Origin of the sequence: Pseudomonas congelans (assembly GCF_900103225.1) — a bacterium.
Taxonomy (GTDB): domain Bacteria; phylum Pseudomonadota; class Gammaproteobacteria; order Pseudomonadales; family Pseudomonadaceae; genus Aquipseudomonas; species Aquipseudomonas congelans.
The window spans coordinates 1-20,330 of record NZ_FNJH01000015.1 but is presented as its reverse complement, the minus strand read 5'-3'; the positions used below and the strand labels follow the sequence as shown (position 1 = coordinate 20,330).

The following is a 20,330-nucleotide window of genomic DNA, read 5'->3' as shown; positions in this document are numbered from 1 at the left end:
TTCGTTTCCGTCTGCGCCGGAAGTGGGGCGAATTATAGACACCTCACAGAGGGCGTCAACCGTTAATTTCAAAATCGCCGAAATTAACCTTGAAGTCCGTTTGGCTATATAGAAGAGCCCTTCGCAATCGCTTTCTTCTATATAGCTACAACACTCCAGCCTTGCGCAGCACAGTGATCTCTTCATCACCGATCCCCAGAAGCGCCTGCAGCACTTGCGCCGTATGCTCTCCCAGCAACGGAGGCGCCCTTCTGTATTCAACTGGCGTCTCAGACAGTCGAATAGGGCTGGCCACCTGCGGAACACGCCCGGCCAGCGCATGAGGAAGCTCCATGGCCAGCCCCCGCGCCACCACCTGCGGATCGGCAAACACCTGGGCCAGGTCATTGACCGGACCGCAGGGTACGCCGGCTGCCTCCAATTCACTGACCCACTGGGCAGTGGTCTTGAACACTGTCACCTGACGAATCAACGGAATCAGCTCGGCGCGATGAGCCACTCGCAGCTTGTTGGACAGGAAGCGGGGATCCTCCGCCCACTGCGGTTGCCCCGCCACAGCGGCGAACTTCCTGAACTGGCTGTCATTGCCGACGGTAAGGATCAGGTCGCCGTCAGCAGTGGGGAAGTCCTGATACGGCACGATATTGGGATGAGCATTTCCCAAGCGCCTGGGCGCTACGCCTGTAGTCAGGTAGTTCATGGCCTGATTGGCCAGACAGGCCACCTGCACATCCAGCAGCGCCATATCAATGCACTGTCCGATATTGCTTTGATCACGATGCGCCAGAGCAGCAAGGATGGCAGTCGTCGAATACAGGCCCGTCAGAATGTCGGTCAATGCAACGCCGACTTTCACCGGCCCGGCACCCTCTTCACCCTCCGGCAGACCCGTAAGGCTCATCAGGCCACCCAGCGCCTGGATCATGAAGTCGTAACCCGGACGCCGCGCATAAGGCCCGCTTTGCCCGAAGCCGGTAATGGAGCAATAGATCAGCCGCGGGTTGACCACCTTCAATGACTCGTAATCCAGTCCGTAAGCCGCCAACCCGTCGACCTTGAAGTTCTCGATCACGATGTCGGACTTCGCCGCCAGCTCGCGCACCAGCCTTTGCCCTTCAGGACGCGTGAAGTCGATGGTGACTGACTGCTTATTGCGATTAGCGGACAGGTAATAAGCCGCCTCGCTGGTGTTCTGCCCCGCAGCATCCTGAAGAAACGGCGGCCCCCACGAGCGCGTATCATCCCCACACCCGGGGCGCTCGACCTTGATGACGTCAGCGCCGAGGTCAGCAAGGATCTGGCCGGCCCATGGCCCGGCCAGGACTCTCGACAGGTCGAGAACCCGGATATGCGAAAGCGCGCCCATGATCAGCCCTCCTTAATAGAAAGCCTGAATGCCGGTCTGCGCACGCCCGAGGATCAACGCATGCACGTCGTGCGTGCCTTCATAGGTATTCACAACCTCCAGGTTGACCAGATGCCTGGCGATGCCAAACTCGTCCGAGATGCCATTGCCGCCCAGCATGTCGCGAGCCAGGCGCGCGATATCCAGCGACTTGCCGCACGAGTTGCGCTTCATGATCGAGGTGATCTCAACGGCAGCCGTACCTTCGTCCTTCATGCGCCCCAGACGCAGGCAACCCTGCAAGGCCAGAGTGATTTCGGTCTGCATGTCTGCCAGCTTCTTCTGGATCAGCTGATTGGCCGCCAGCGGACGACCGAATTGCTGGCGATCCAGGGTGTATTGCCGCGCGGTGTGCCAGCAGAACTCTGCCGCACCCAGCGCACCCCAGGAAATACCGTAACGCGCCGAGTTGAGGCAGGTGAACGGCCCCTTCAGACCGCGCACATCAGGGAAGATGTTCTCTTCGGGCACGAACACGTTATCCATGACGATCTCGCCGGTAATCGATGCGCGCAAGCCGACCTTGCCGTGAATGGCCGGAGCGCTCAGACCTGCCCAGCCTTTTTCGAGAACGAAACCGCGAATATCGCCGGCATCGTCCTTGGCCCACACCACAAACACATCAGCGATCGGACTGTTGGTGATCCACATCTTGCTGCCGCTCAAGCGATAACCACCCTCGACACTCCGGGCGCGGGTAATCATCGCTCCGGGGTCGGACCCATGATCGGGCTCGGTCAGGCCGAAGCAGCCGATCCATTCGCCCGAAGCCAGTTTGGGCAGGTACTTCTCTTTCTGAGCCTGCGTACCGAACTCGTTGATCGGCACCATGACCAACGAAGACTGCACACTCATCATCGAACGGTAGCCCGAATCCACACGCTCGACTTCACGCGCGATCAGCCCGTAACACACGTAATTCAGGCCGCTGCCACCGAACTCTTCCGGGATGGTCGCGCCCAGCAGCCCCACCTCGCCCATCTCGCGAAAGATGGCCGGGTCGGTTTTCTCGTGACGGAATGCTTCCAGCACGCGCGGGGCCAGCTTGCTCTGGGCGAACTGCTCGGCCGTGTCGCGGACCATGCGCTCTTCTTCAGTGAGCTGTTGATCCAGCAACAAGGGGTCAATCCAGTTAAAGCTTGCCTTACCGCTCATGCCAGTTCCTCGCGTTCAGATGAAATCCTGCAGCGATCCTAGCCCTGGCCCAGGTCAGCGACAAACGAGGTTTTATCAAGCGTCTGTGCTAATTTCTCACTCCGCAATGCCGAACTACGCCATAAAACAAAAATATAAGTGAGAAGAAAGTACATGAGACGCAAGATACCCAGCACCACTGCACTGGTCAGTTTCGAGGCAGCCGCCCGCCACGAGAGCTTCACCAAGGCCGCCAATGAGCTCTCGCTCACGCAAGGCGCTGTGTGTCGGCAAATCGGCGGACTGGAAGAGTTTCTCGGCGTCGAGCTGTTCCGGCGTTCGCGCAGAGGTGTAAAGCTCACAGAGGCCGGGCTTTCCTATAGTCGTCGTGTGGCCCAGCAACTGGACGCAGTCGAGCGCGACACACTGTCGGTCATGGGCCAGCAAGGTGCCAACGCCATCGAGCTCGCCGTAGTGCCGACCTTCGGCACTCAGTGGCTGCTGCCGCGCCTGAAGGATTTCCAGCACAAGCACCCCGACGTCACGGTCCACCTGACCAACCGTACCCGCCCCTTCCTGTTTGCCGACACCGACTTCGATGCCGCTATCTATTTTGGCGATGCCGACTGGTCCGGCACCCATTCGCATCGGCTGATGAGCGAAAACTCCATGCCGGTCTGCAGCCCGTCCTTGCTTGAAGGTTGCGACAGCCTCGAAGCACGCGAACTGGCGGAATTGCCGCTGCTGCAACAGACCACCCGGCCCTACGCCTGGCGGCAATGGTTCAATGCGCAGGATCTGGATGTCGCGCGTGACATGACCGGCCCCCGCTATGAACTGTTCTCCATGCTGGCGCAGGCGGCCATGCACGACATGGGCATCGCGCTGATTCCCCCTTTCCTCATTCAGCGCGAACTGCAGGAGAAGCGTCTGGTGATCGCAAACACCCGATCACTGCCCGGCAGCAAGGCCTATCACCTGATGATTCCCGAGCGCAAAGTGGAATCGGCATCGCTGACTGCGTTTCGTGACTGGCTGGTCGAGCAGGCCCGCACTTACCAATTGCCCCAGGAAAAACCTGAACCCAGCGCTAGGTAGTCCATAGGACTTATAGCCTACAGATATAATCTTATGTCGCCCTGAAGCAACTTCCGCGTGTTCACAAAAAAACCGACATAACCCTTTATCTATAGGGTCTTTAGGCCGATTTGCCGCTTTTACCGGATTTTCTGCAGAAAAATTCCTATCACCTGTTTTTCGTAAGGAATATCGCCACAAGCCCCACAGATTAAGGGCCCTGTCGAATCACTGCGACAATAGGTCACGGTGTGACTTGTAGTTCATCTATAGTTTCGTTACAGAATGTATTGAAGCCCGCAAACTTCGCCTGCAAAATGCCCCGCCCCTGCTGCAAAGGGGGTGCTGATTGGCCAAGCCAGACGCACCAGCCGTAGTGCACTGGCCTACATACGAACGATAAAAAATCGCGCAGGAGATTTGTCGTGCACATTGGTGTTCCTCTCGAAACACAAGCGGGCGAAACCCGGGTAGCTGCTACCCCGGAAACCATCAAAAAGCTGATCAGCCAGGGTCACAGGGTTACGGTGCAAAGCGGCGCGGGCATTCATGCCAGCGTTCCGGACAGCGCTTACGAGGCTGCCGGCGCAGTGATCGGTGACACCAACGAGACCTATGCGGCCGAACTGATTCTCAAGGTCGTCGCACCTGACGATGAAGCGTTGAGCCTGATCAAAAGTGGCTCGGTCGTCATCGGCATGCTCAACCCCTTCAACAACGAACTCATCGGCAAGATGGCCGCGCATGGCATTACCGCATTCGCCCTGGAAGCTGCGCCACGCACATCGCGTGCGCAGAGCCTTGATGTGCTGTCTTCACAAGCCAACATTGCGGGCTATAAGGCAGTGCTGCTCGCCGCACATCATTACCCGCGCTTCATGCCCATGCTGATGACCGCTGCCGGTACCGTCAAAGCTGCACGAGTGCTGATCCTGGGTGCAGGCGTTGCCGGTCTTCAGGCCATTGCCACCGCCAAAAGGCTGGGCGCAGTGGTAGAAGCCTCGGATGTGCGTCCGGCAGTGAAGGAGCAGATCGAGTCGCTGGGCGCGAAATTCATTGATGTGCCCTACGAGACCGACGAAGAGCGCGAATGTGCCGAAGGCGTGGGCGGCTACGCGCGCCCCATGCCGGCCAGCTGGATGCAACGTCAGGCTGCCGCCGTGCATGAGCGCGCGAAACTGTCGGACATCGTCATCACGACCGCCCTCATTCCCGGCCGCAAGGCTCCGGTGCTGCTCGGCGCGGAAACCGTAGCGCAGATGAAGCCCGGCTCGGTGGTGATCGACCTGGCCGCAGCACAGGGCGGTAACTGCCCGCTGACCGTTGCCGATCAGGTGGTCGTCGAGCACGGCGTGACCATCGTCGGCCACACCAACCTGCCCGCTCTGGTCGCGGCCGATGCCTCGGCGCTCTACGCCCGCAACCTGCTGGACTTCATGAAGCTGCTGTTCGACAAGGACGGCGCATTCTCGATCAACCTCGAAGACGACATCGTCGCCGCATGCCTGATGTGCCGCGACGGGCAAGTTGTCCGCAAGAACGGCTGAGGACATACCAATGGAAGAGCTGATTTCCCCCGGCGTCTACAACCTGATCATTTTCGTACTGGCGATTTATGTCGGCTACCACGTGGTCTGGAATGTCACGCCTGCGCTGCACACGCCACTCATGGCGGTCACCAATGCCATCTCCGCCATCGTCATCGTCGGCGCCATGCTCGCCGCCGCGCTCACGGTCACCCCGCTGGGCAAGACCATGGGTACGCTGGCCGTCGCGCTGGCGGCCGTGAACGTGTTTGGCGGGTTTCTGGTGACTCGGCGGATGCTGGAGATGTTCAGGAAAAAGGCCCCCAAGGCAAAGGATGAGGCGCCCAAGTCATGAGCATGAATCTGGTTACGCTGCTGTACCTGATCGCATCAATCTGCTTCATCCAGGCACTCAAAGGCTTGTCGCACCCGACCACCTCGCGCCGTGGCAACCTGTTCGGCATGCTCGGCATGGGCCTGGCGGTCATCACTACCGTCGGCCTGGTATTCAAGCTCGCCGCACTGTCCACCGCCGAGGGGACCAGCGCGGGCATCGGCTACATTGTGGTCGGCCTGCTGGTGGGCGGAACCGCAGGCTCGATCATGGCCAAGCGCGTCGAAATGACCAAAATGCCGGAACTGGTCGCCTTCATGCACAGCATGATCGGCCTGGCAGCAGTGTTCATCGCTATCGCGGCGGTCGTCGAGCCTCAATCACTGGGTATCGTTCACAATCTGGGCGATGCAATTCCGGCCGGCAACCGTCTGGAGCTGTTCCTGGGGGCAGCCATTGGTGCGATCACCTTCTCGGGTTCGGTCATCGCTTTCGGCAAACTCTCGGGCAAGTACAAATTTCGCCTCTTTCAAGGCGCACCGGTACAGTTTGCCGGCCAGCACACGCTCAACCTGGTCCTCGGTCTGGCCACGCTGTTCTTCGGCCTGACCTTCATGTTCACCGGCAGCCTTACCGCCTTTGCGATCATGCTGGCACTGGCATTCGTCATCGGCGTGTTGCTGATCATCCCGATTGGCGGGGCCGACATGCCGGTAGTGGTCTCGATGCTCAACAGCTATTCAGGCTGGGCGGCAGCCGGCATAGGCTTTTCGTTGAACAACTCAATGCTGATCATCGCGGGCTCACTGGTCGGCTCCTCGGGCGCGATCCTCTCGTACATCATGTGCAAGGCGATGAACCGCTCGTTCTTCAATGTGATCGGTGGCGGCTTCGGCGGCGCAACCGACTCGGCAGGCCCGGCGGGTGCCAAGGAAGCACGCCCGGTGAAATCCGGCTCGGCAGACGACGCAACCTTCTTGCTGACCAACGCCGACACCGTGATCATCGTGCCCGGTTACGGCCTGGCAGTGGCTCGTGCGCAGCATGCGCTCAAGGAGCTGACCGAGAAGCTAGTACACCGCGGCGTCACCGTGAAGTACGCCATTCATCCGGTGGCCGGACGCATGCCCGGGCACATGAACGTGCTGCTGGCCGAAGCCGAAGTACCTTACGACCAGGTGTTCGAGATGGACGACATCAACTCCGAATTCGGTCAGGCCGATGTGGTGCTGGTGCTCGGCGCCAACGATGTGGTCAACCCTGCCGCCAAGAACGATCCGAAATCCCCTATCGCCGGGATGCCCATCCTGGAGGCGTTCAAGGCCAAGACCATCATCGTCAACAAACGCTCGATGGCCAGTGGTTACGCAGGTCTGGATAACGAATTGTTCTATCTGGATAAAACCATGATGGTGTTCGGAGACGCCAAAAAGGTGATCGAGGACATGGTGAAGGCCGTCGAAAACGCCTAGCCTGACCCCGCTCCATTGAAGCCCCGGCTCGCTTGGCGACCGGGGCTTTTTACATTCCGCGTAACAGTGTTTTGCGCTGGAACCCGCTAATTAGAGCGGTCAAATGCGACCTTGGTAGCAGGACGAAGCTCGACCAAGGCTCTAGACTTGTCGTTCGCTTCTATCTACGAGACAGACCCATGTACCGTGACCGTATCCGCCGGCCCTCCCTGATGAGCAAGGTTATGAGCGCAGCCGACGCTGCCGCCTTGATTGAAGACGGCATGACCGTCGGCATGAGTGGCTTCACCCGCGCAGGCGAAGCCAAGGCCGTACCCCACGCGCTGGCCGAGCGCGCCAAAGTGACGCCGCTGAAAATCAGCCTGATGACCGGCGCCAGTCTGGGCAATGACCTGGACAAGCAATTGACCGAGTCCGGCGTACTGTCCCGGCGTATGCCTTTTCAGGTCGACAGCACGCTGCGCAAGGCGATCAACAACGGCACGGTGATGTTCATCGATCAGCATTTGTCCGACACCGTCGAGCTGCTGCGCAATCGGCAGATCAAGGCTGTGGACCTCGCCGTGATCGAATGCGTCGCGATCACCGAAGAGGGCCATCTGGTGCTGAGCACCTCAGTGGGCAACTCGGCCAGCTTCGCCATCCTGGCCAAACAGGTCATCGTGGAAATCAACCTGTCCCAGCCACTGGAGCTGGAAGGCCTGCACGACATCTATATACCCAGCTACAGACCGACACGCCTGCCGATTCCGGTCCTTGAGGCAGATTCGCGTATCGGCAGCCATGCAGTGAAGATCGATCCGGCGAAAATAGTCGGCATTGTCATCAGCAACCAGCCTGACTCACCCTCCACGGTAACGCCACCTGACGCGGACACGCAGGCCATCGCCAATCATCTGGTGGAGTTCTTCAAGAAAGAAGTGCGCGAAGACCGGCTGACCGAAAAGCTGATGCCACTGCAGGCCGGGATCGGCAACATTGCCAACGCCGTGATGCACGGCCTGCTGGCGTCTCCCTTCACGGACCTGACGATGTACTCCGAGGTGCTGCAGGACTCGACATTCGACCTCTTCGATGCAGGCAAACTGACCTTCGCCTCGGGCAGCTCCATGACCTTGTCGGCGACCAAGCACGCCGAGGTCTTTGCCGACTTCAATCGTTACAAGTCCAGGCTGGTATTGCGCCCCCAGGAAATCTCCAACCACCCCGAGGTGATCCGTCGCCTGGGTATCATCGGGATCAATACCGCGCTGGAGTTCGACCTGTACGGCAATGTGAACTCCACCCACATCTGCGGGACACGCATGATGAACGGCATTGGCGGTTCCGGAGACTTCTCGCGCAACGCACACCTGGCGATCTTCGTCACCAAGTCGATCGCCAAAGGTGGCGCGATATCCAGCGTTGTCCCCATGGTCAGCCATGTCGACCACACCGAACACGATGTCGACATTCTGGTCACCGAGCAGGGCCTGGCGGACCTGCGCGGCCTGGCGCCTCGCGAACGCGCCAGAGTGATCATCGATAACTGCGTGCATCCGGATTATCGCGACGCGCTGAACGCCTATTTCAGCGCCGCTTGCGCTCTGGGCGGGCATACTCCGCATATCCTGCGCGAAGCACTGAGTTGGCACATCAACCTGGAAGAAACCGGGCGCATGCTGCCAGCGTGAACAGGACAGTTGGAAGTGAGCAAGACCTTTTCTGACCCACTTTCAGCTTGTGCCTCTGGGCTTATTGAAAAACTGTACTTCTGTACCGGTCATAAAACCGTCTTAAAAGGCCAAAATCACCACAATCGACCACAAAATGCACTCATAGGGTGCAGACCGGTACAGTTGCCCCATTTATGAACAAAACAGTGCCCAATCACAGTTAACTGAACCCTCACAATACAGGTGAACTGTGTCTATGGAAGCTGGACGCGCACGAGGAAAATGGGCACCAGTCAAGCAACTCACTTATCCCGCCACAAGCGGAAGGAAGTCACACCATGGAACGTACAATCAGTTCCGATCTGTTCAGCGAAAGCACCGTTACCACCGCAAAAGCCTCTCTGCCTCTGCGCGTATTCGCCAACCTGATGCTCTGGCAGCGTCGCCTGTCCAGCCGCCACCAGCTGGCCCGTCTGGATGCACGCCTGCTGGCTGACGCCGGTATCAGCGAATCCCAGCGTTACGAAGAGCTGAGCAAGCCGTTCTGGCGCTAAACATGCGCCCGCTGGTCCTTGACCTCTAGGTCTCCTGCCAGCAACCCGAATTGCTTCATACAAGACCCGTCTCAGGCAACCGAGACGGGTTTTGTCGTTTAAGGGGCGGATTCAGAAAGCACCGGCGAAACCAGTACAGATTTAAAAAACTCAAACCATGGCAGGTACAGTTACGCGATATTGCAAACTGTGTAATCCAAAGCCATCGACCTTCATGACAACTGCAGCATCGGTGGGATAGTCTAGCGCTCTACCTCAGCCCTTCGGCTTCGCAGGCAGTCTGTGCCCACTTGTCCACAACGGAACTCGATCATGTCTCTGCTACGTAACCTTGGCGCTGTCTTTCTGTTGACCGCCGCAGCCGGTGCAAACGCCTCCAGCTTCATCGTCACCACCGACGCAGTGGTTGATGCCGTCAATGCATCGACCCGCGCGACCTCCAACATTTCGTCTTCCCTGAAAGACGACAAGATCGTTCTCGCCGCCCGTGACGACGCCGCCAGCTTCGTGGCCAGCTCCGGCGACATCCGCAGCGCTCGACTCGAAGGCGCGTTGCAGCACATCCGCCAGGTCCTGCCTGAACTGCAAGCCAGCGACAGCCAACTGGCTCAGGCTATTCTGGCCATCTGACCGCTGCGCCCCGGCTACGTGCCGGGGTAGCTCTGGCCCGCGCATTGCGCTAGCCTTGGAGCCTGTTTTGCCGGTTCGTGAAAGTCATGCGTTTACTGCACCTTCTGTATATCGCTCCCTTTGCCAGCCTGATGTACGTCAGTCAGGTTCAAGCGTTCGATACGACCACGCAAGGTCTGGTCAAGACCGGCTATGCCACCACTCAGGTTTCGACAGGGCCGTTCGATAACAAACTGATCATGGCTGCCCGTGACGATGCTGCTGCATTCATCGCCAGCGGTGGAGAACTGCGTGGTGCCCGGCTTGAGTCAGCGCTGCACGCCCTGCGTCAGACAGATGCAAAACTTCATGCCAGCGACCTTGAACTGGCGCAGGCAATCCTCGTCCAATATCCACTTTCCCCTCTTCGCGTAACTGGAGACGTCACTACATGCGTACCCCGCTGATTGCTGCTTCCCTTGGCCTGCTATTGCTGGCCGATTTTGCCCAGGCTCAGACTGTTGTGGCCACGAGCAACATCATCGTTCGTGCGTTCGGCCGTACCATCGATTTCACTTCCGACACCACTACATCGATCCGCGACTCCAAGGTCGTTCTCCAGGCCAAGGACGATGCTGCCAGCTACGTTGCGACCGGTGGTGATATCCACGGCGCCCAACTGGATGCGGCTTTCGACACGCTGCGTACCCGCGTGCCGGAAGCGCGCGATGCAAGCGATCAGACCCTGGCTGAAGCAATCCTCGCATTGTGAGGCGGTTTCGCGCCTGGCTGCTTGCTGGCGCGCTGTCGCTGGTCGGTACGCATGCCTTTGCCAGCCTGAAGCTGGAACTGCACACCGACGGCCTCGATGCGCCTCAACAGCAAGCCAGCCAGGCGCTGCTCGACGAAGCCCTGCACGCACTACCGCCCAGCTTCGTCGAAGCACTGGACCGAACCGTCGAGGTGAGCTGGTCCGGTGACATGCCGCAGAACGCCTACGGACAGGCCGCCGGTCCCTATCAGTTGTACCTCAACAGCCACCTGCTGGCCTCGTTGACGGACGGTTCGGCAGCCACCGCCCAGACTGGCCGGCCACACGGTACTGTGCGCCGGGAGTTGCTCGCCACTGTCCTGCATGAGCTGACACACGTCTACGACCGCGCCCGCCTGTGGTCGCCCAGCGAGCGAGCGGCTATCTTTCGCTGCACATCACGCAGCAGTTCACTGGGTAAGGTCGGCCTGCCTGATAACTGCCGCGGCCAGACCGAGCGACGCTTCACCCTGAGTGACGATCCACGTCTGCTGGACCTGGCGGGCTGGCAGCAATATGTCGGACGCCGTGGCGAACGCGAGGAACATAACGGCCAGGTCGCCCGCAGCCCGGACATCTACGAAACCACCAGCCCGCTGGAGTTCGTGGCGGTGAACATGGAGTACTTCCTCCTCGACCCGGCCTACGCCTGCCGTCGCCCTGCCCTGTATGCGTATTACAAGGAGCGTTTTGGCTGGGCACCTGCAGCGCATAACCAATGCCCGAAGTATTACCCCTACCTGAATGCCGGCAGCGACTTCGGCCGAGAGCCGCTGGGCAAGCTGGACCCGGAACGCGTCTATGCGGTGGATTACCTGCTCGCCGAGGCGAACCAGAACTGGGCAAGCCGCTGGGGCCACAGCATGTTGCGCCTGGTGATCTGCAAACCCGGCCGCCCGCGTGGTCCGGATTGCCGCCTGGACCTCGATCAGCATCTGGTCCTGTCTTATCGGGCGTTTGTCGGCGACGTGCAGCTGTCCAGCTGGGATGGCCTGATGGGCGCCTATCCGTCGCGTCTGTTCGTCCTGCCACTGGCGCAGGTCATCGATGAATACACCAAGACCGAACTGCGCAGCCTGGCGTCGGTACCGATCAAGCTGTCGCGTCCGGAAATAGAAGGACTGGTGCAGCACGCTGCCGAAATGCACTGGAGCTACGACGGCAACTACTACTTTCTCTCGAACAACTGCGCCGTTGAAAACCTCAAACTGCTGCGTGCCGGTACGCACAACCCCAAGCTCGTAGGCCTGGACAGCATCTTGCCCAACGGCCTGCTTGAAGTCCTTGAAGGGCGGGGGCTGGCTGACACCAGCGTACTGGACGATCCCAAGGAAGCACTGCGTCTGGGCTATCGGTTCGACTCCTACCGCGATCGCTATCAGGCGATGTTCGAAGTACTGAAGAAGCACCTGCCGATCAAACAGAACAGCGTGGAAGATTGGATGGCCCTGCCAGCCAGTGAGCGCAGTCAGTGGTTCGGCAAAGCCGATCTGCGTACCAGCGCTGCGATTCTGCTGCTGGAGCAGGCCAGCCTGCGCAGGCAACTGCTGTTGGCTCAGGACGAAGTGAAACAGAGCTATCTCGGTGCCCGGGAAGTGAAAGACGGCAAGGTCTCCAACGCCACCAAAACACTGCAAGAGATCCTCGCCAGCAGCGGCTTTCTCAGCCGGCCTGCCGAGCTACTGGGCAGCGACGGGTACGGTTTGCCACAGGCAGGTGAATGGCAGCGTCTTGAGGCAGAAAGCAGTCAGCGCCAGAAGCAGCTCAAGCGCCTGACCGGCGATCTCGACAAGGAAGTGCGGGCCCTGCTGGAGCCTGAGCGCGCCAAAGAGATTGCCGCCAACGAAGCCAACCTCAAACAGGTGTCCGAGCACCTCAGGGCGTTGCACAAGGCTGCAGGCGGGCTGCAGTTGCCGTGATCAGGCCGTTTTCTTTCTCGGTTTGAGGTATTTGACCAGGCCCTGGAACCAGATCACCAGGGCCGGGTTGCCCTTGATCTGAATATCCTTGTCCTGAATGCCCTTCATGAACGCCAGCTGCTTGTTCTTCGCCTGAAGGGTATCAAAGCCAAACGCGGCATCACGAAACGAGATGGCAAAGGCCGGCTCTGCAACCGTGCCACTTGCACTGCGGATCCGCTGATCGTGGACCACGAAGTGACGTGCGACCTTGCCATCTGCGGTCTGCAACTGAAAGGTCAGGTCCTTGCCAGCCAATTGCTGCTGGAACGCCGGATTGTTACGACTGGCGCGGGCCATCAGCAGGCCCAGCATCCACAACAGAAAACGAAATTTCATACACGGCCTCTGAACATGCAGGTTCCGACACGGAATCGGCGTGGCAGTGTAGCGGGTTATCGGCGCAAAACCTGTAGGACAAAACCGGATTTCGAGGGAGATCGGTGCAAGAAGGCCGTTGAAAGCGAGATCGGCGTCACATACCCCAAGAAACAACAAACGGGCACCCAATCCGATTGGTGTGACCGCCTGTGGGTTGTGCGCCTCCCGCCGAGGCGCACAACAGGTGTCAAGGATTGACGCTGTCTTTCAGGGCTTTCCCCGGCTTGAAGGCAACCGTGTTGCTTGCCTTGATTTTGACCGGCTCCCCGGTCTGTGGGTTCTTGCCAGTGCGGGCGCCACGGTGGCGTTGCAGAAAAGTACCGAAACCTACCAGCGTGACACTGTCCTTGCGGTTCAGTGCGCCAGTAATCTCTTCAAGGATGGCATTGAGAACGCGATTGGATTGTTCTTTGGTGAGATCCGCCTTTTCAGCGATGGCGGCTGCAACTTCTGGTTTACGCATATGAAGCCTCTTTTACGGTTTTTTGTTTTTATGTCCCGCGCCGCTTTTGTAAAAAAACGGCAACAAGGCGCCGCGACGGCTCTACGTAGCGGCAGACAAGACCGAGGATGGCATGCCGAACTGACCCGCGCCAGTGCATGAACGCGGTTTATTGGCAGAAATACAGGGTCAATCCGACAAAATGACGTGAAATCACGCCAATAGCGCAGGTAACACCTTGTTGAGGGCGAGTTTTTCCATGACCGCAGCGCCTGTCAGGGCATAGCCCAGCAGATTGCCGTCAGCGTCGTGACACAGCGCCTTGATATCAGCGCCCTGCCCTTCGACGCTCCAGTGGCCATCGCTGCCACGCGGCGGCGGCGAAACCACCAGCGGGCAGGCTGGCGTCTTTACTGTGATCGGCATAGGCCCGTATTTGACGGAAGTCGGGTTTCCGGCCAGCGTCTGGGCCAGCGCACGAGCGCAGCTCATCAACGGCATGACGTAAAGCAGGTTGAGACCATCGACTTCGGCACAATCGCCCAGCGCGTGGATGTTGGCGTGGGAGGTTTGCAACAGGCGGTCGACCAGAATACCGCGCCCGGTCTGCAAGCCGGCAGCGGCGGCCAGTTCGGTGCGAGGGCGCAGGCCGATGGCTGACACCACCAGGTCGCAGTCCATCACCTGCCCGTCCGACAAGTGCGCTTGCAGGCCCTCACCATTGCGATTCAGGCGGGTCAGCACCGGCCCCAGATGGAAACGTGCACCCAGGCTTTCAAGACCGGACTTCACCGCAGCCGCCGCCTCGGGGGGCAACAGGGTCGGCATGACCTGTTCGCACGGCGCCACCAGATCCACGTCATAGCCGCCCAGGATCAGGTCGTTGGCGAATTCACAGCCAATCAGCCCTGCGCCGAGAATCAGCACCCGGCGCTTGCCCGCCGCAGCCGCCCGGAAGCGGGCGTAATCCTGAAGATCGTTGATCGGGAAAATCGCATCGCCTGCGTCACCCTCCACCGGTACACGAATGGTTTCGGCGCCCCAGGCCAGCACCAGATCGCGGTAATACACCGCCTCTTCGCCGATCCACAGGCGTTTTTGCCCGGCGTCGATCCCGCTGATCCGCGTATGCGTGCGGATCTCGGCCTTGAGCTGATCGGCCATGGCGCCGGCTTCGGCCATGCTCAGGCAGTCGGCTTCCTTGTTTTTGCCAAAGCCGGTAGAGAGCATCGGCTTGGAGTAGGAACGGCCGTCATCGGCCGTGATCAATAGCAGCGGCGTGCCTGCGTCCAGCTTGCGAAACTCCCGAGCGAGGTTATACCCCGCAAGGCCGGTGCCGATGATGACGACAGGTGCGCTCATTGTTCTTTCCTGTTTCACTGTGCCTGATGCTCATTGTTGCCAGCCCGTGTCTAAGGCAGCAATCAACCGATTTCGATCATTTCAAAGTCCATCTTGCCCACGCCGCAATCCGGGCACAGCCAGTCTTCCGGCACATCCTGCCAGAGGGTGCCGGGCGCAATTCCGTCATCCGGCCAGCCATCGGCTTCGTTATAGATCAGGCCGCAGACGATGCATTGCCACTTCTTCATGTCAGGTTCTCTCGTTTATCAGGCTCAATAGCGTACGACGGTCGGTTGCCGTCTTCTGAAGGGGCGTTGTACTGATCGGCAGGCGCGGATGCAAGTCCGATTCTATAACCCGACGTTATGCCGACCGTCGGTCGAGACCGGCAATCATGCTAAGCTCGCGGCCTCGTTGGCTGCCGGAACTGGCTTACCGTGACCCAGCAATCCCCCGCATTCATTGGCCCAGTCTGGCTTGAGCGCGAACAATTGATCGACGCGCCGGACCCGGTAATGCTCGACTGGCTGTTCAATCAGGACTCCCTTACTCGTCGGTTGGACCGTTTATCTGACGGTCGTTTCAGCGTATTTCCGCAATTTGAAGGCTGGCAGCCCTTGCGCCCCGACGAGTGCCTGGCGCTGGGCCTGCCAGAGGCTGGCGAAGGCTGGGTGCGCGAAGTGTACTTGCGCGGTAACGGCAACAACTGGGTGTTCGCGCGCAGTGTCGCCGCCCGCAGCGCCCTGCAGGATGGCGGCCTGAATATGGATGAGCTGGGCACTCGTTCGCTGGGTGAATTGCTGTTCAGCGACCCGGCGTTCGCACGAGGCACGCTTGAAGTGTGTCATTACCCCGAGGCCTGGCTGCCCGCTGCCGACGCAGCGCGCGGACTGTGGGCACGCCGCTCGCGCTTCAATCGCGGCGCATTGAGCGTGCTGGTCGCCGAAGTTTTCCTGCCCGCCCTGTGCACTGCGATCCACGACAAGGACCCCGTCTGATGTACCTGTCCCTCCTCAAATCCCTCAATCGTCTGAGCCCACGCGCCTGGGACTTCATCCAGCTGACACGCATCGACAAGCCCATCGGCGTCTACCTGTTGCTGTGGCCGACCCTGTGGGCGGTCTGGATTGCAGGCAAGGGCGCGCCGTCGCTGCAGACCGTGTGCATTTTTGTACTCGGCGTCTTTCTGATGCGCGCGGCAGGCTGTGTGATCAATGACTTCGCCGACCGCAAGGTGGATGGCCACGTCAAACGCACCGAGCAGCGGCCTCTGGTCAGCGGCAGGGTCAGCTCCAGGGAGGCGCTGGTGCTGTTTGCGGTGCTGGTCGGCCTGAGCTTTGTGCTGGTACTGTTCACCAACGCGACGACGGTCTGGCTGTCGTTCGGCGGTCTCGCCCTGGCGGCCAGCTATCCATTCATGAAGCGCTACACCTATTACCCGCAAGTGGTGCTGGGTGCTGCGTTCTCGTGGGGCATGCCGATGGCCTTCACTGCCGAAACCGGCGAGTTGCCCGCTGCAGCCTGGCTGCTGTACATCGCCAACCTGCTGTGGACCGTGGGCTACGACACCTACTACGCCATGGTCGATCGCGACGACGACCTGAAAATCGGTGTGAAATCCACGGCCGTCCTGTTCGGCGATGCCGACCGGGTAATCATCCTGACCCTGCAAGCGCTGGCACTGGGCTGCCTGATGCTGGCCGGTGCGCGCTTCGAACTGGGCGCGTGCTTCTACATTGGCCTGCTGGCAGCGGCAGGCTGTTTCGCCTGGGAATTCTGGAGCACCCGAGCGCGCGAGCGAGACGCCTGCTTCAAGGCGTTCCTGCACAATCACTGGGCCGGGCTGGCGATATTCCTGGGCATCGTCGCCGACTATGCGGTGCGCTGAAACCAGCCACCGCCAGCCTGCGCACGACTGAAATAAATTCAGGATCACGGGGCCTGCGGGCCCCCGCAGCCTTCCAGCATGCTAGCCTCATCCAGACCTGTCACACGACTGCAATAATTCCGTTATCTAATGCGCCCCAAGACAGTTAAATGACAAGAGGTTCGAGCATGGCTGGCAGGAGCATCCTGATCGTTGACGACGAAGCGCCAATTCGCGAAATGATCGCCGTTGCGTTGGAAATGGCTGGATACGACTGTATTGAAGCCGAAAACTCTCAGCAGGCCCATGCGATCATCGTGGACCGCAAGCCTGACCTGATTCTGCTCGACTGGATGCTGCCTGGCACATCCGGCATCGAACTGGCCCGTCGCCTCAAGCGTGATGAACTGACCGGGGACATCCCGATCATCATGCTCACCGCCAAAGGTGAAGAGGACAACAAGATCCAGGGCCTGGAAGTCGGTGCCGACGATTACATCACCAAGCCTTTCTCGCCCCGCGAGCTGGTGGCACGCCTCAAGGCCGTGCTGCGGCGCGCCGGCCCGACTGACGGCGAAGCACCCATCGAAGTCGGCGGCCTGCTGCTCGACCCGATCAGCCACCGTGTCACCATCGACGGCAAACCGGCCGAAATGGGCCCGACCGAGTACCGTCTGCTGCAGTTCTTCATGACCCACCAGGAGCGCGCCTACACACGCGGTCAGTTGCTGGATCAGGTATGGGGCGGCAACGTCTACGTCGAAGAACGCACCGTCGACGTTCATATCCGCCGCCTGCGCAAGGCCTTGGGGGATGCGTATGAAAATCTGGTACAAACCGTGCGCGGCACTGGCTATCGTTTCTCGACCAAGAGCTGACAACCGCTGCGTCGACGCAGGGCAATGGCCGGTGCAGACCAGACAAGGATTTACCCCTAATTGAATCAAAATTGGCACGGCACTCTGATACGCCACATGTTGTTGCTGGTCACCGCCTGCCTGTTGGTCGGCCTGATCAGTGGGCAGTATGCCTGGAGCCTGGCCGCCGGGCTGGGACTGTATCTGGCCTGGACCCTCAAGCAACTGTTGCGCCTGCACGACTGGCTGAGCAGCCACAAGGTCGACGAGCCGCCTCCAGACGGTTACGGTCTGTGGGGTGAAGTCTTCGACAGCATCTACCACCTGCAACGTCGCGACCAGCGCGTCCGCGGCCGCCTTCAGGCCGTCATCGACCGCGTGCAGGAGTCCACCGCCGCGCTGCGCGATGCAGTGATCATGCTCGACAGCGACGGCAACCTGGAGTGGTGGAACCGCGCCGCTGAAACCCTGCTGGGTCTGAAGACGCCGCAGGACAGCGGGCAACCCGTGACCAATCTGGTACGGCATCCGCGCTTCAAGGAATACTTTGCATTGGGCGATTACAGCGAACCGCTGGAAATCCCGTCGCCAACCAACGATCGCCTGCGCATTCAGTTGCTGATCACCCGTTATGGCAACAACGAGCATCTGATGCTGGTGCGCGACGTGACGCGCATTCATCAGCTGGAGCAGATGCGCAAAGACTTCGTCGCCAACGTGTCTCACGAGTTGCGGACACCGCTCACGGTGATCTTCGGCTATCTGGAAACGCTGCTCGACAACGTGGACGAGGTCAATCCACGCTGGGTACGTGCACTGCAACAGATGCATCAGCAAGGCGGCCGCATGCAGACGCTGCTCAATGATCTGCTGTTGCTGGCCAAGCTCGAGGCCACCGATTACCCATCGGATAACCACCCTGTGGTCGTCAATACGCTGCTCAAGACCATCACCGCCGATGCCAACGCGCTGTCGGGCAGCAAGAACCAGCAGATTCACCTCAGCCTGGAAAGCAACACACGCCTCAAAGGCAGCGAAAGCGAGTTGCGCAGTGCGTTTTCCAATCTGATCTTCAATGCCGTCAAATACACCCCGGCCGAGGGCGTGATCCGTATTCGCTGGTGGGCCGACGAACGGGGCGCACACTTGAGCGTGCAGGATTCAGGGATTGGCATCGAGACCAAACATCTGCCGCGCCTGACCGAGCGCTTCTACCGGGTCGATACCAGCCGTGCGTCCAATACCGGCGGTACGGGGCTCGGTCTGGCCATCGTCAAACATGTGCTGCTGCGCCATCGCGGCAATCTCGAGATCAACAGCGTGCTCGGCAAGGGCAGCGTTTTTACCTGTCACTTTGCCAGCGGTCAGTTGTCCAAACCTGCGAGCGACGATTCAGACTACTAGGCAATCCTGCTTCGAGCCGCTACATTGCCGGGTTCATAGCGTCCTCTCTGGCGTGACACGACCCTCTTCCTGTTAATACGGACCCTGCAAAACCCCATCATGGACCCTTCCCCTAGTTTTAACCTGTCTTCACTCTTTGCCGATTTCGGCATGATTCTGTTTGCTTTGTTCCTGGTCCTGCTCAACGGTTTTTTCGTTGCGGCAGAGTTCGCCATGGTCAAACTGCGCTCGACCAAGGTTGAAGCCATTGCCGACAAGAACGGCTGGCGCGGGCACATCCTGCGCAAGGTCCATGGCCAGCTGGACGCCTACCTTTCGGCCTGCCAGCTGGGTATCACCCTCGCCTCTCTGGGTCTGGGCTGGGTCGGTGAACCGGCATTCGCACATCTGCTGGAGCCGCTGCTCGCGGCGATGGGCGTGGACACTCCGGAATTGATCAAGGGCGTGTCGTTCTTTACCGCCTTCTTCATCATTTCGTATCTGCACATCGTGATCGGCGAGCTGGCCCCCAAATCCTGGGCGATCCGCAAGCCGGAGCTGCTGTCGCTGTGGACAGCGGCGCCGTTGTACTTCTTCTACTGGTTGATGTACCCGGCCATCTACCTGCTCAACGCCAGCGCCAACGCCATTCTGCGTATCGCCGGCCAGGGTGAGCCTGGCCCGCACCATGAACACAGCTACAGCCGCGACGAACTGAAACTGATCCTGCACTCCAGCCGTGGCCAGGACCCCAGCGATCAGGGCATGCGCGTGCTGGCGTCGGCCGTGGAGATGGGCGAGCTGGAAGTGGTCGACTGGGCCAACTCCCGCGAAGACATGGTGTCACTGGACTTCAATGCGCCCCTGAAAGAAATTCTTGCCTTGTTCCGCCGCCACAAATTCAGTCGCTATCCGCTGTATGACGCTGAACGGGGCGAGTTCGTCGGCCTGCTGCACATCAAGGACCTGCTGCTGGAGCTGGCAGCGCTGGACCATATTCCGGAGTCGTTCAACCTGGCCGAGCTGACCCGCCCGCTGGAACGTGTTTCCCGGCACATGCCGCTGTCGCAGTTGCTCGAGCAGTTCCGTAAGGGTGGCGCGCACTTCGCCGTGGTGGAAGAAGCCGACGGCAAGATCGTGGGCTACCTGACCATGGAAGACGTGCTCGAAGTGCTGGTGGGCGATATCCAGGACGAACACCGCAAGGTGGAGCGCGGCATTCTTGCCTATCAGCCGGGCAAACTGCTGGTACGCGGAGATACGCCATTGTTCAAGATCGAGCGCCTGCTGGGCATCGACCTGGATCACATTGAAGCCGAGACACTGGCGGGCCTGATCTACGACACGCTCAAGCGCGTGCCGGAAGAAGAGGAACAACTGGAAGTCGAAGGCCTGCGCATCATCATCAAGAAGATGAAAGGCCCGAAAATCGTCCTGGCCAAGGTGCTGAAGCTGGACTGACCCGATCAGCGCCGCCTGTTCACGATCGGACGCAGAGCGTCCAGAACGGCATGCCCACGC

21 protein-coding genes are annotated in these 20,330 nt (G+C 59.9%); 15 read left to right on the top strand and 6 right to left on the bottom strand.

The features are described from left to right. Positions 1 to 145: 145 nt before the first annotated feature. Both BLR20_RS26055 and BLR20_RS26050 read right to left on the bottom strand, forming a co-directional pair. Positions 146 to 1,369, bottom strand: a complete 1,224-nt coding sequence (locus tag BLR20_RS26055; protein ID WP_202907614.1) for a CaiB/BaiF CoA transferase family protein — start codon at positions 1,367 to 1,369, stop codon at positions 146 to 148. 9 nt (positions 1,370 to 1,378) lie between these two features. After that, a complete protein-coding gene (locus BLR20_RS26050) occupies positions 1,379 to 2,560 on the bottom strand; it encodes an acyl-CoA dehydrogenase (protein ID WP_054993342.1) in 1,182 nt (393 codons plus the stop codon). Between the two features lie 153 nt (positions 2,561 to 2,713). Here BLR20_RS26050 and BLR20_RS26045 point away from each other — a divergent pair, with 153 nt between their 5' ends. The 10 genes from BLR20_RS26045 (at position 2,714) to BLR20_RS26000 (ending at position 12,496) form a co-directional block, all read left to right on the top strand. Next, positions 2,714 to 3,637 (top strand): LysR family transcriptional regulator, encoded by a 924-nt coding sequence (locus BLR20_RS26045; RefSeq protein ID WP_054993343.1) that lies wholly within the window; start codon positions 2,714 to 2,716, stop codon positions 3,635 to 3,637. Between the two features lie 404 nt (positions 3,638 to 4,041). Beyond that, a complete protein-coding gene (locus BLR20_RS26040; RefSeq protein WP_054993344.1) occupies positions 4,042 to 5,163 on the top strand; it encodes a Re/Si-specific NAD(P)(+) transhydrogenase subunit alpha in 1,122 nt (373 codons plus the stop codon). A gap of 10 nt (positions 5,164 to 5,173) precedes the next feature. After that, on the top strand, positions 5,174 to 5,497 hold the full coding sequence (locus BLR20_RS26035; RefSeq protein WP_002555867.1) for an NAD(P) transhydrogenase subunit alpha part 2: 324 nt from the start codon (positions 5,174 to 5,176) through the stop codon (positions 5,495 to 5,497). Further along, a complete protein-coding gene (locus BLR20_RS26030) occupies positions 5,494 to 6,948 on the top strand; it encodes an NAD(P)(+) transhydrogenase (Re/Si-specific) subunit beta (RefSeq protein ID WP_054993345.1) in 1,455 nt (484 codons plus the stop codon). The genes BLR20_RS26035 and BLR20_RS26030 overlap by 4 nt, the downstream gene beginning before the upstream one ends. A 179-nt stretch (positions 6,949 to 7,127) precedes the next feature. Continuing rightward, complete coding sequence (locus BLR20_RS26025) at positions 7,128 to 8,621, top strand: acetyl-CoA hydrolase/transferase family protein (RefSeq protein ID WP_054993346.1); 1,494 nt, start codon at positions 7,128 to 7,130, stop codon at positions 8,619 to 8,621. 320 nt (positions 8,622 to 8,941) lie between these two features. Then, a complete protein-coding gene (locus tag BLR20_RS26020; protein ID WP_002555870.1) occupies positions 8,942 to 9,157 on the top strand; it encodes a DUF1127 domain-containing protein in 216 nt (71 codons plus the stop codon). A gap of 312 nt (positions 9,158 to 9,469) precedes the next feature. Beyond that, positions 9,470 to 9,787, top strand: a complete 318-nt coding sequence (locus tag BLR20_RS26015; RefSeq protein WP_010432036.1) for a DUF2388 domain-containing protein — start codon at positions 9,470 to 9,472, stop codon at positions 9,785 to 9,787. 86 nt (positions 9,788 to 9,873) lie between these two features. Beyond that, the gene (locus BLR20_RS26010) at positions 9,874 to 10,233 is read left to right on the top strand and encodes a DUF2388 domain-containing protein (protein WP_054993347.1); all 360 of its coding nucleotides are present in this window, start codon (positions 9,874 to 9,876) and stop codon (positions 10,231 to 10,233) included. Then, complete coding sequence (locus BLR20_RS26005) at positions 10,218 to 10,538, top strand: DUF2388 domain-containing protein (RefSeq protein ID WP_010432043.1); 321 nt, start codon at positions 10,218 to 10,220, stop codon at positions 10,536 to 10,538. The genes BLR20_RS26010 and BLR20_RS26005 overlap by 16 nt, the downstream gene beginning before the upstream one ends. Then, positions 10,535 to 12,496 carry a DUF7844 domain-containing protein gene (locus BLR20_RS26000; RefSeq protein WP_054993348.1) on the top strand — a complete coding sequence of 654 codons (1,962 nt, stop codon included), beginning with the start codon at positions 10,535 to 10,537 and terminating at the stop codon, positions 12,494 to 12,496. Before BLR20_RS26005 ends, BLR20_RS26000 begins: the two co-directional genes overlap by 4 nt. Here BLR20_RS26000 and BLR20_RS25995 read toward each other — a convergent pair whose 3' ends face one another. The 4 genes from BLR20_RS25995 to BLR20_RS25980 form a co-directional block, all read right to left on the bottom strand. After that, the gene (locus tag BLR20_RS25995) at positions 12,497 to 12,874 is read right to left on the bottom strand and encodes an SCP2 sterol-binding domain-containing protein (protein WP_010432048.1); all 378 of its coding nucleotides are present in this window, start codon (positions 12,872 to 12,874) and stop codon (positions 12,497 to 12,499) included. A 229-nt stretch (positions 12,875 to 13,103) separates the two neighbouring features. Then, the gene (locus BLR20_RS25990) at positions 13,104 to 13,379 is read right to left on the bottom strand and encodes an HU family DNA-binding protein (RefSeq protein WP_003316110.1); all 276 of its coding nucleotides are present in this window, start codon (positions 13,377 to 13,379) and stop codon (positions 13,104 to 13,106) included. Between the two features lie 192 nt (positions 13,380 to 13,571). Then, entirely contained in the window at positions 13,572 to 14,720 is a 1,149-nt protein-coding gene (locus BLR20_RS25985; protein ID WP_054993349.1) for an NAD(P)/FAD-dependent oxidoreductase, read from the bottom strand. Between the two features lie 62 nt (positions 14,721 to 14,782). Continuing rightward, positions 14,783 to 14,950 (bottom strand): rubredoxin, encoded by a 168-nt coding sequence (locus BLR20_RS25980; protein WP_002555879.1) that lies wholly within the window; start codon positions 14,948 to 14,950, stop codon positions 14,783 to 14,785. A 189-nt stretch (positions 14,951 to 15,139) separates the two neighbouring features. On the opposite strand from BLR20_RS25980, the gene BLR20_RS25975 reads away from it, so the two are divergent. From BLR20_RS25975 to BLR20_RS25955, 5 genes are all read left to right on the top strand, one after another. Next, a complete protein-coding gene (locus BLR20_RS25975; RefSeq protein WP_032614440.1) occupies positions 15,140 to 15,700 on the top strand; it encodes a chorismate--pyruvate lyase family protein in 561 nt (186 codons plus the stop codon). After that, entirely contained in the window at positions 15,700 to 16,590 is an 891-nt protein-coding gene (gene ubiA, locus BLR20_RS25970) for a 4-hydroxybenzoate octaprenyltransferase (RefSeq protein WP_032614439.1), read from the top strand. The genes BLR20_RS25975 and ubiA overlap by 1 nt, the downstream gene beginning before the upstream one ends. Before the next feature lie 167 nt (positions 16,591 to 16,757). Continuing rightward, positions 16,758 to 17,447: a phosphate regulon transcriptional regulator PhoB gene (gene phoB, locus BLR20_RS25965; protein ID WP_002555882.1), complete on the top strand. Its 690-nt coding sequence runs from the start codon at positions 16,758 to 16,760 to the stop codon at positions 17,445 to 17,447. Between the two features lie 96 nt (positions 17,448 to 17,543). Beyond that, positions 17,544 to 18,830 (top strand): phosphate regulon sensor histidine kinase PhoR, encoded by a 1,287-nt coding sequence (gene phoR, locus BLR20_RS25960; protein WP_235810000.1) that lies wholly within the window; start codon positions 17,544 to 17,546, stop codon positions 18,828 to 18,830. A 99-nt stretch (positions 18,831 to 18,929) separates the two neighbouring features. Continuing rightward, positions 18,930 to 20,270: a hemolysin family protein gene (locus BLR20_RS25955; protein WP_010432065.1), complete on the top strand. Its 1,341-nt coding sequence runs from the start codon at positions 18,930 to 18,932 to the stop codon at positions 20,268 to 20,270. Positions 20,271 to 20,330: the final 60 nt, after the last annotated feature.

What these genes read in the sequence shown, in the direction of transcription:
- BLR20_RS26050 (WP_054993342.1), bottom strand. Translation starts at nt 2,560, where the DNA reads ATGAGCGGTAAGGCAAGCTTTAACTGGATTGACCCCTTGTTGCTGGAT.
- BLR20_RS26045 (WP_054993343.1), top strand. Translation starts at nt 2,714, where the DNA reads ATGAGACGCAAGATACCCAGCACCACTGCACTGGTCAGTTTCGAGGCA.
- BLR20_RS26035 (WP_002555867.1), top strand. Translation starts at nt 5,174, where the DNA reads ATGGAAGAGCTGATTTCCCCCGGCGTCTACAACCTGATCATTTTCGTA.
- BLR20_RS26030 (WP_054993345.1), top strand. Translation starts at nt 5,494, where the DNA reads ATGAGCATGAATCTGGTTACGCTGCTGTACCTGATCGCATCAATCTGC.
- BLR20_RS26025 (WP_054993346.1), top strand. Translation starts at nt 7,128, where the DNA reads ATGTACCGTGACCGTATCCGCCGGCCCTCCCTGATGAGCAAGGTTATG.
- BLR20_RS26020 (WP_002555870.1), top strand. Translation starts at nt 8,942, where the DNA reads ATGGAACGTACAATCAGTTCCGATCTGTTCAGCGAAAGCACCGTTACC.
- BLR20_RS26015 (WP_010432036.1), top strand. Translation starts at nt 9,470, where the DNA reads ATGTCTCTGCTACGTAACCTTGGCGCTGTCTTTCTGTTGACCGCCGCA.
- BLR20_RS26010 (WP_054993347.1), top strand. Translation starts at nt 9,874, where the DNA reads ATGCGTTTACTGCACCTTCTGTATATCGCTCCCTTTGCCAGCCTGATG.
- BLR20_RS26005 (WP_010432043.1), top strand. Translation starts at nt 10,218, where the DNA reads ATGCGTACCCCGCTGATTGCTGCTTCCCTTGGCCTGCTATTGCTGGCC.
- BLR20_RS25995 (WP_010432048.1), bottom strand. Translation starts at nt 12,874, where the DNA reads ATGAAATTTCGTTTTCTGTTGTGGATGCTGGGCCTGCTGATGGCCCGC.
- BLR20_RS25990 (WP_003316110.1), bottom strand. Translation starts at nt 13,379, where the DNA reads ATGCGTAAACCAGAAGTTGCAGCCGCCATCGCTGAAAAGGCGGATCTC.
- BLR20_RS25985 (WP_054993349.1), bottom strand. Translation starts at nt 14,720, where the DNA reads ATGAGCGCACCTGTCGTCATCATCGGCACCGGCCTTGCGGGGTATAAC.
- BLR20_RS25980 (WP_002555879.1), bottom strand. Translation starts at nt 14,950, where the DNA reads ATGAAGAAGTGGCAATGCATCGTCTGCGGCCTGATCTATAACGAAGCC.
- ubiA (WP_032614439.1), top strand. Translation starts at nt 15,700, where the DNA reads ATGTACCTGTCCCTCCTCAAATCCCTCAATCGTCTGAGCCCACGCGCC.
- phoB (WP_002555882.1), top strand. Translation starts at nt 16,758, where the DNA reads ATGGCTGGCAGGAGCATCCTGATCGTTGACGACGAAGCGCCAATTCGC.
- phoR (WP_235810000.1), top strand. Translation starts at nt 17,544, where the DNA reads ATGTTGTTGCTGGTCACCGCCTGCCTGTTGGTCGGCCTGATCAGTGGG.
- BLR20_RS25955 (WP_010432065.1), top strand. Translation starts at nt 18,930, where the DNA reads ATGGACCCTTCCCCTAGTTTTAACCTGTCTTCACTCTTTGCCGATTTC.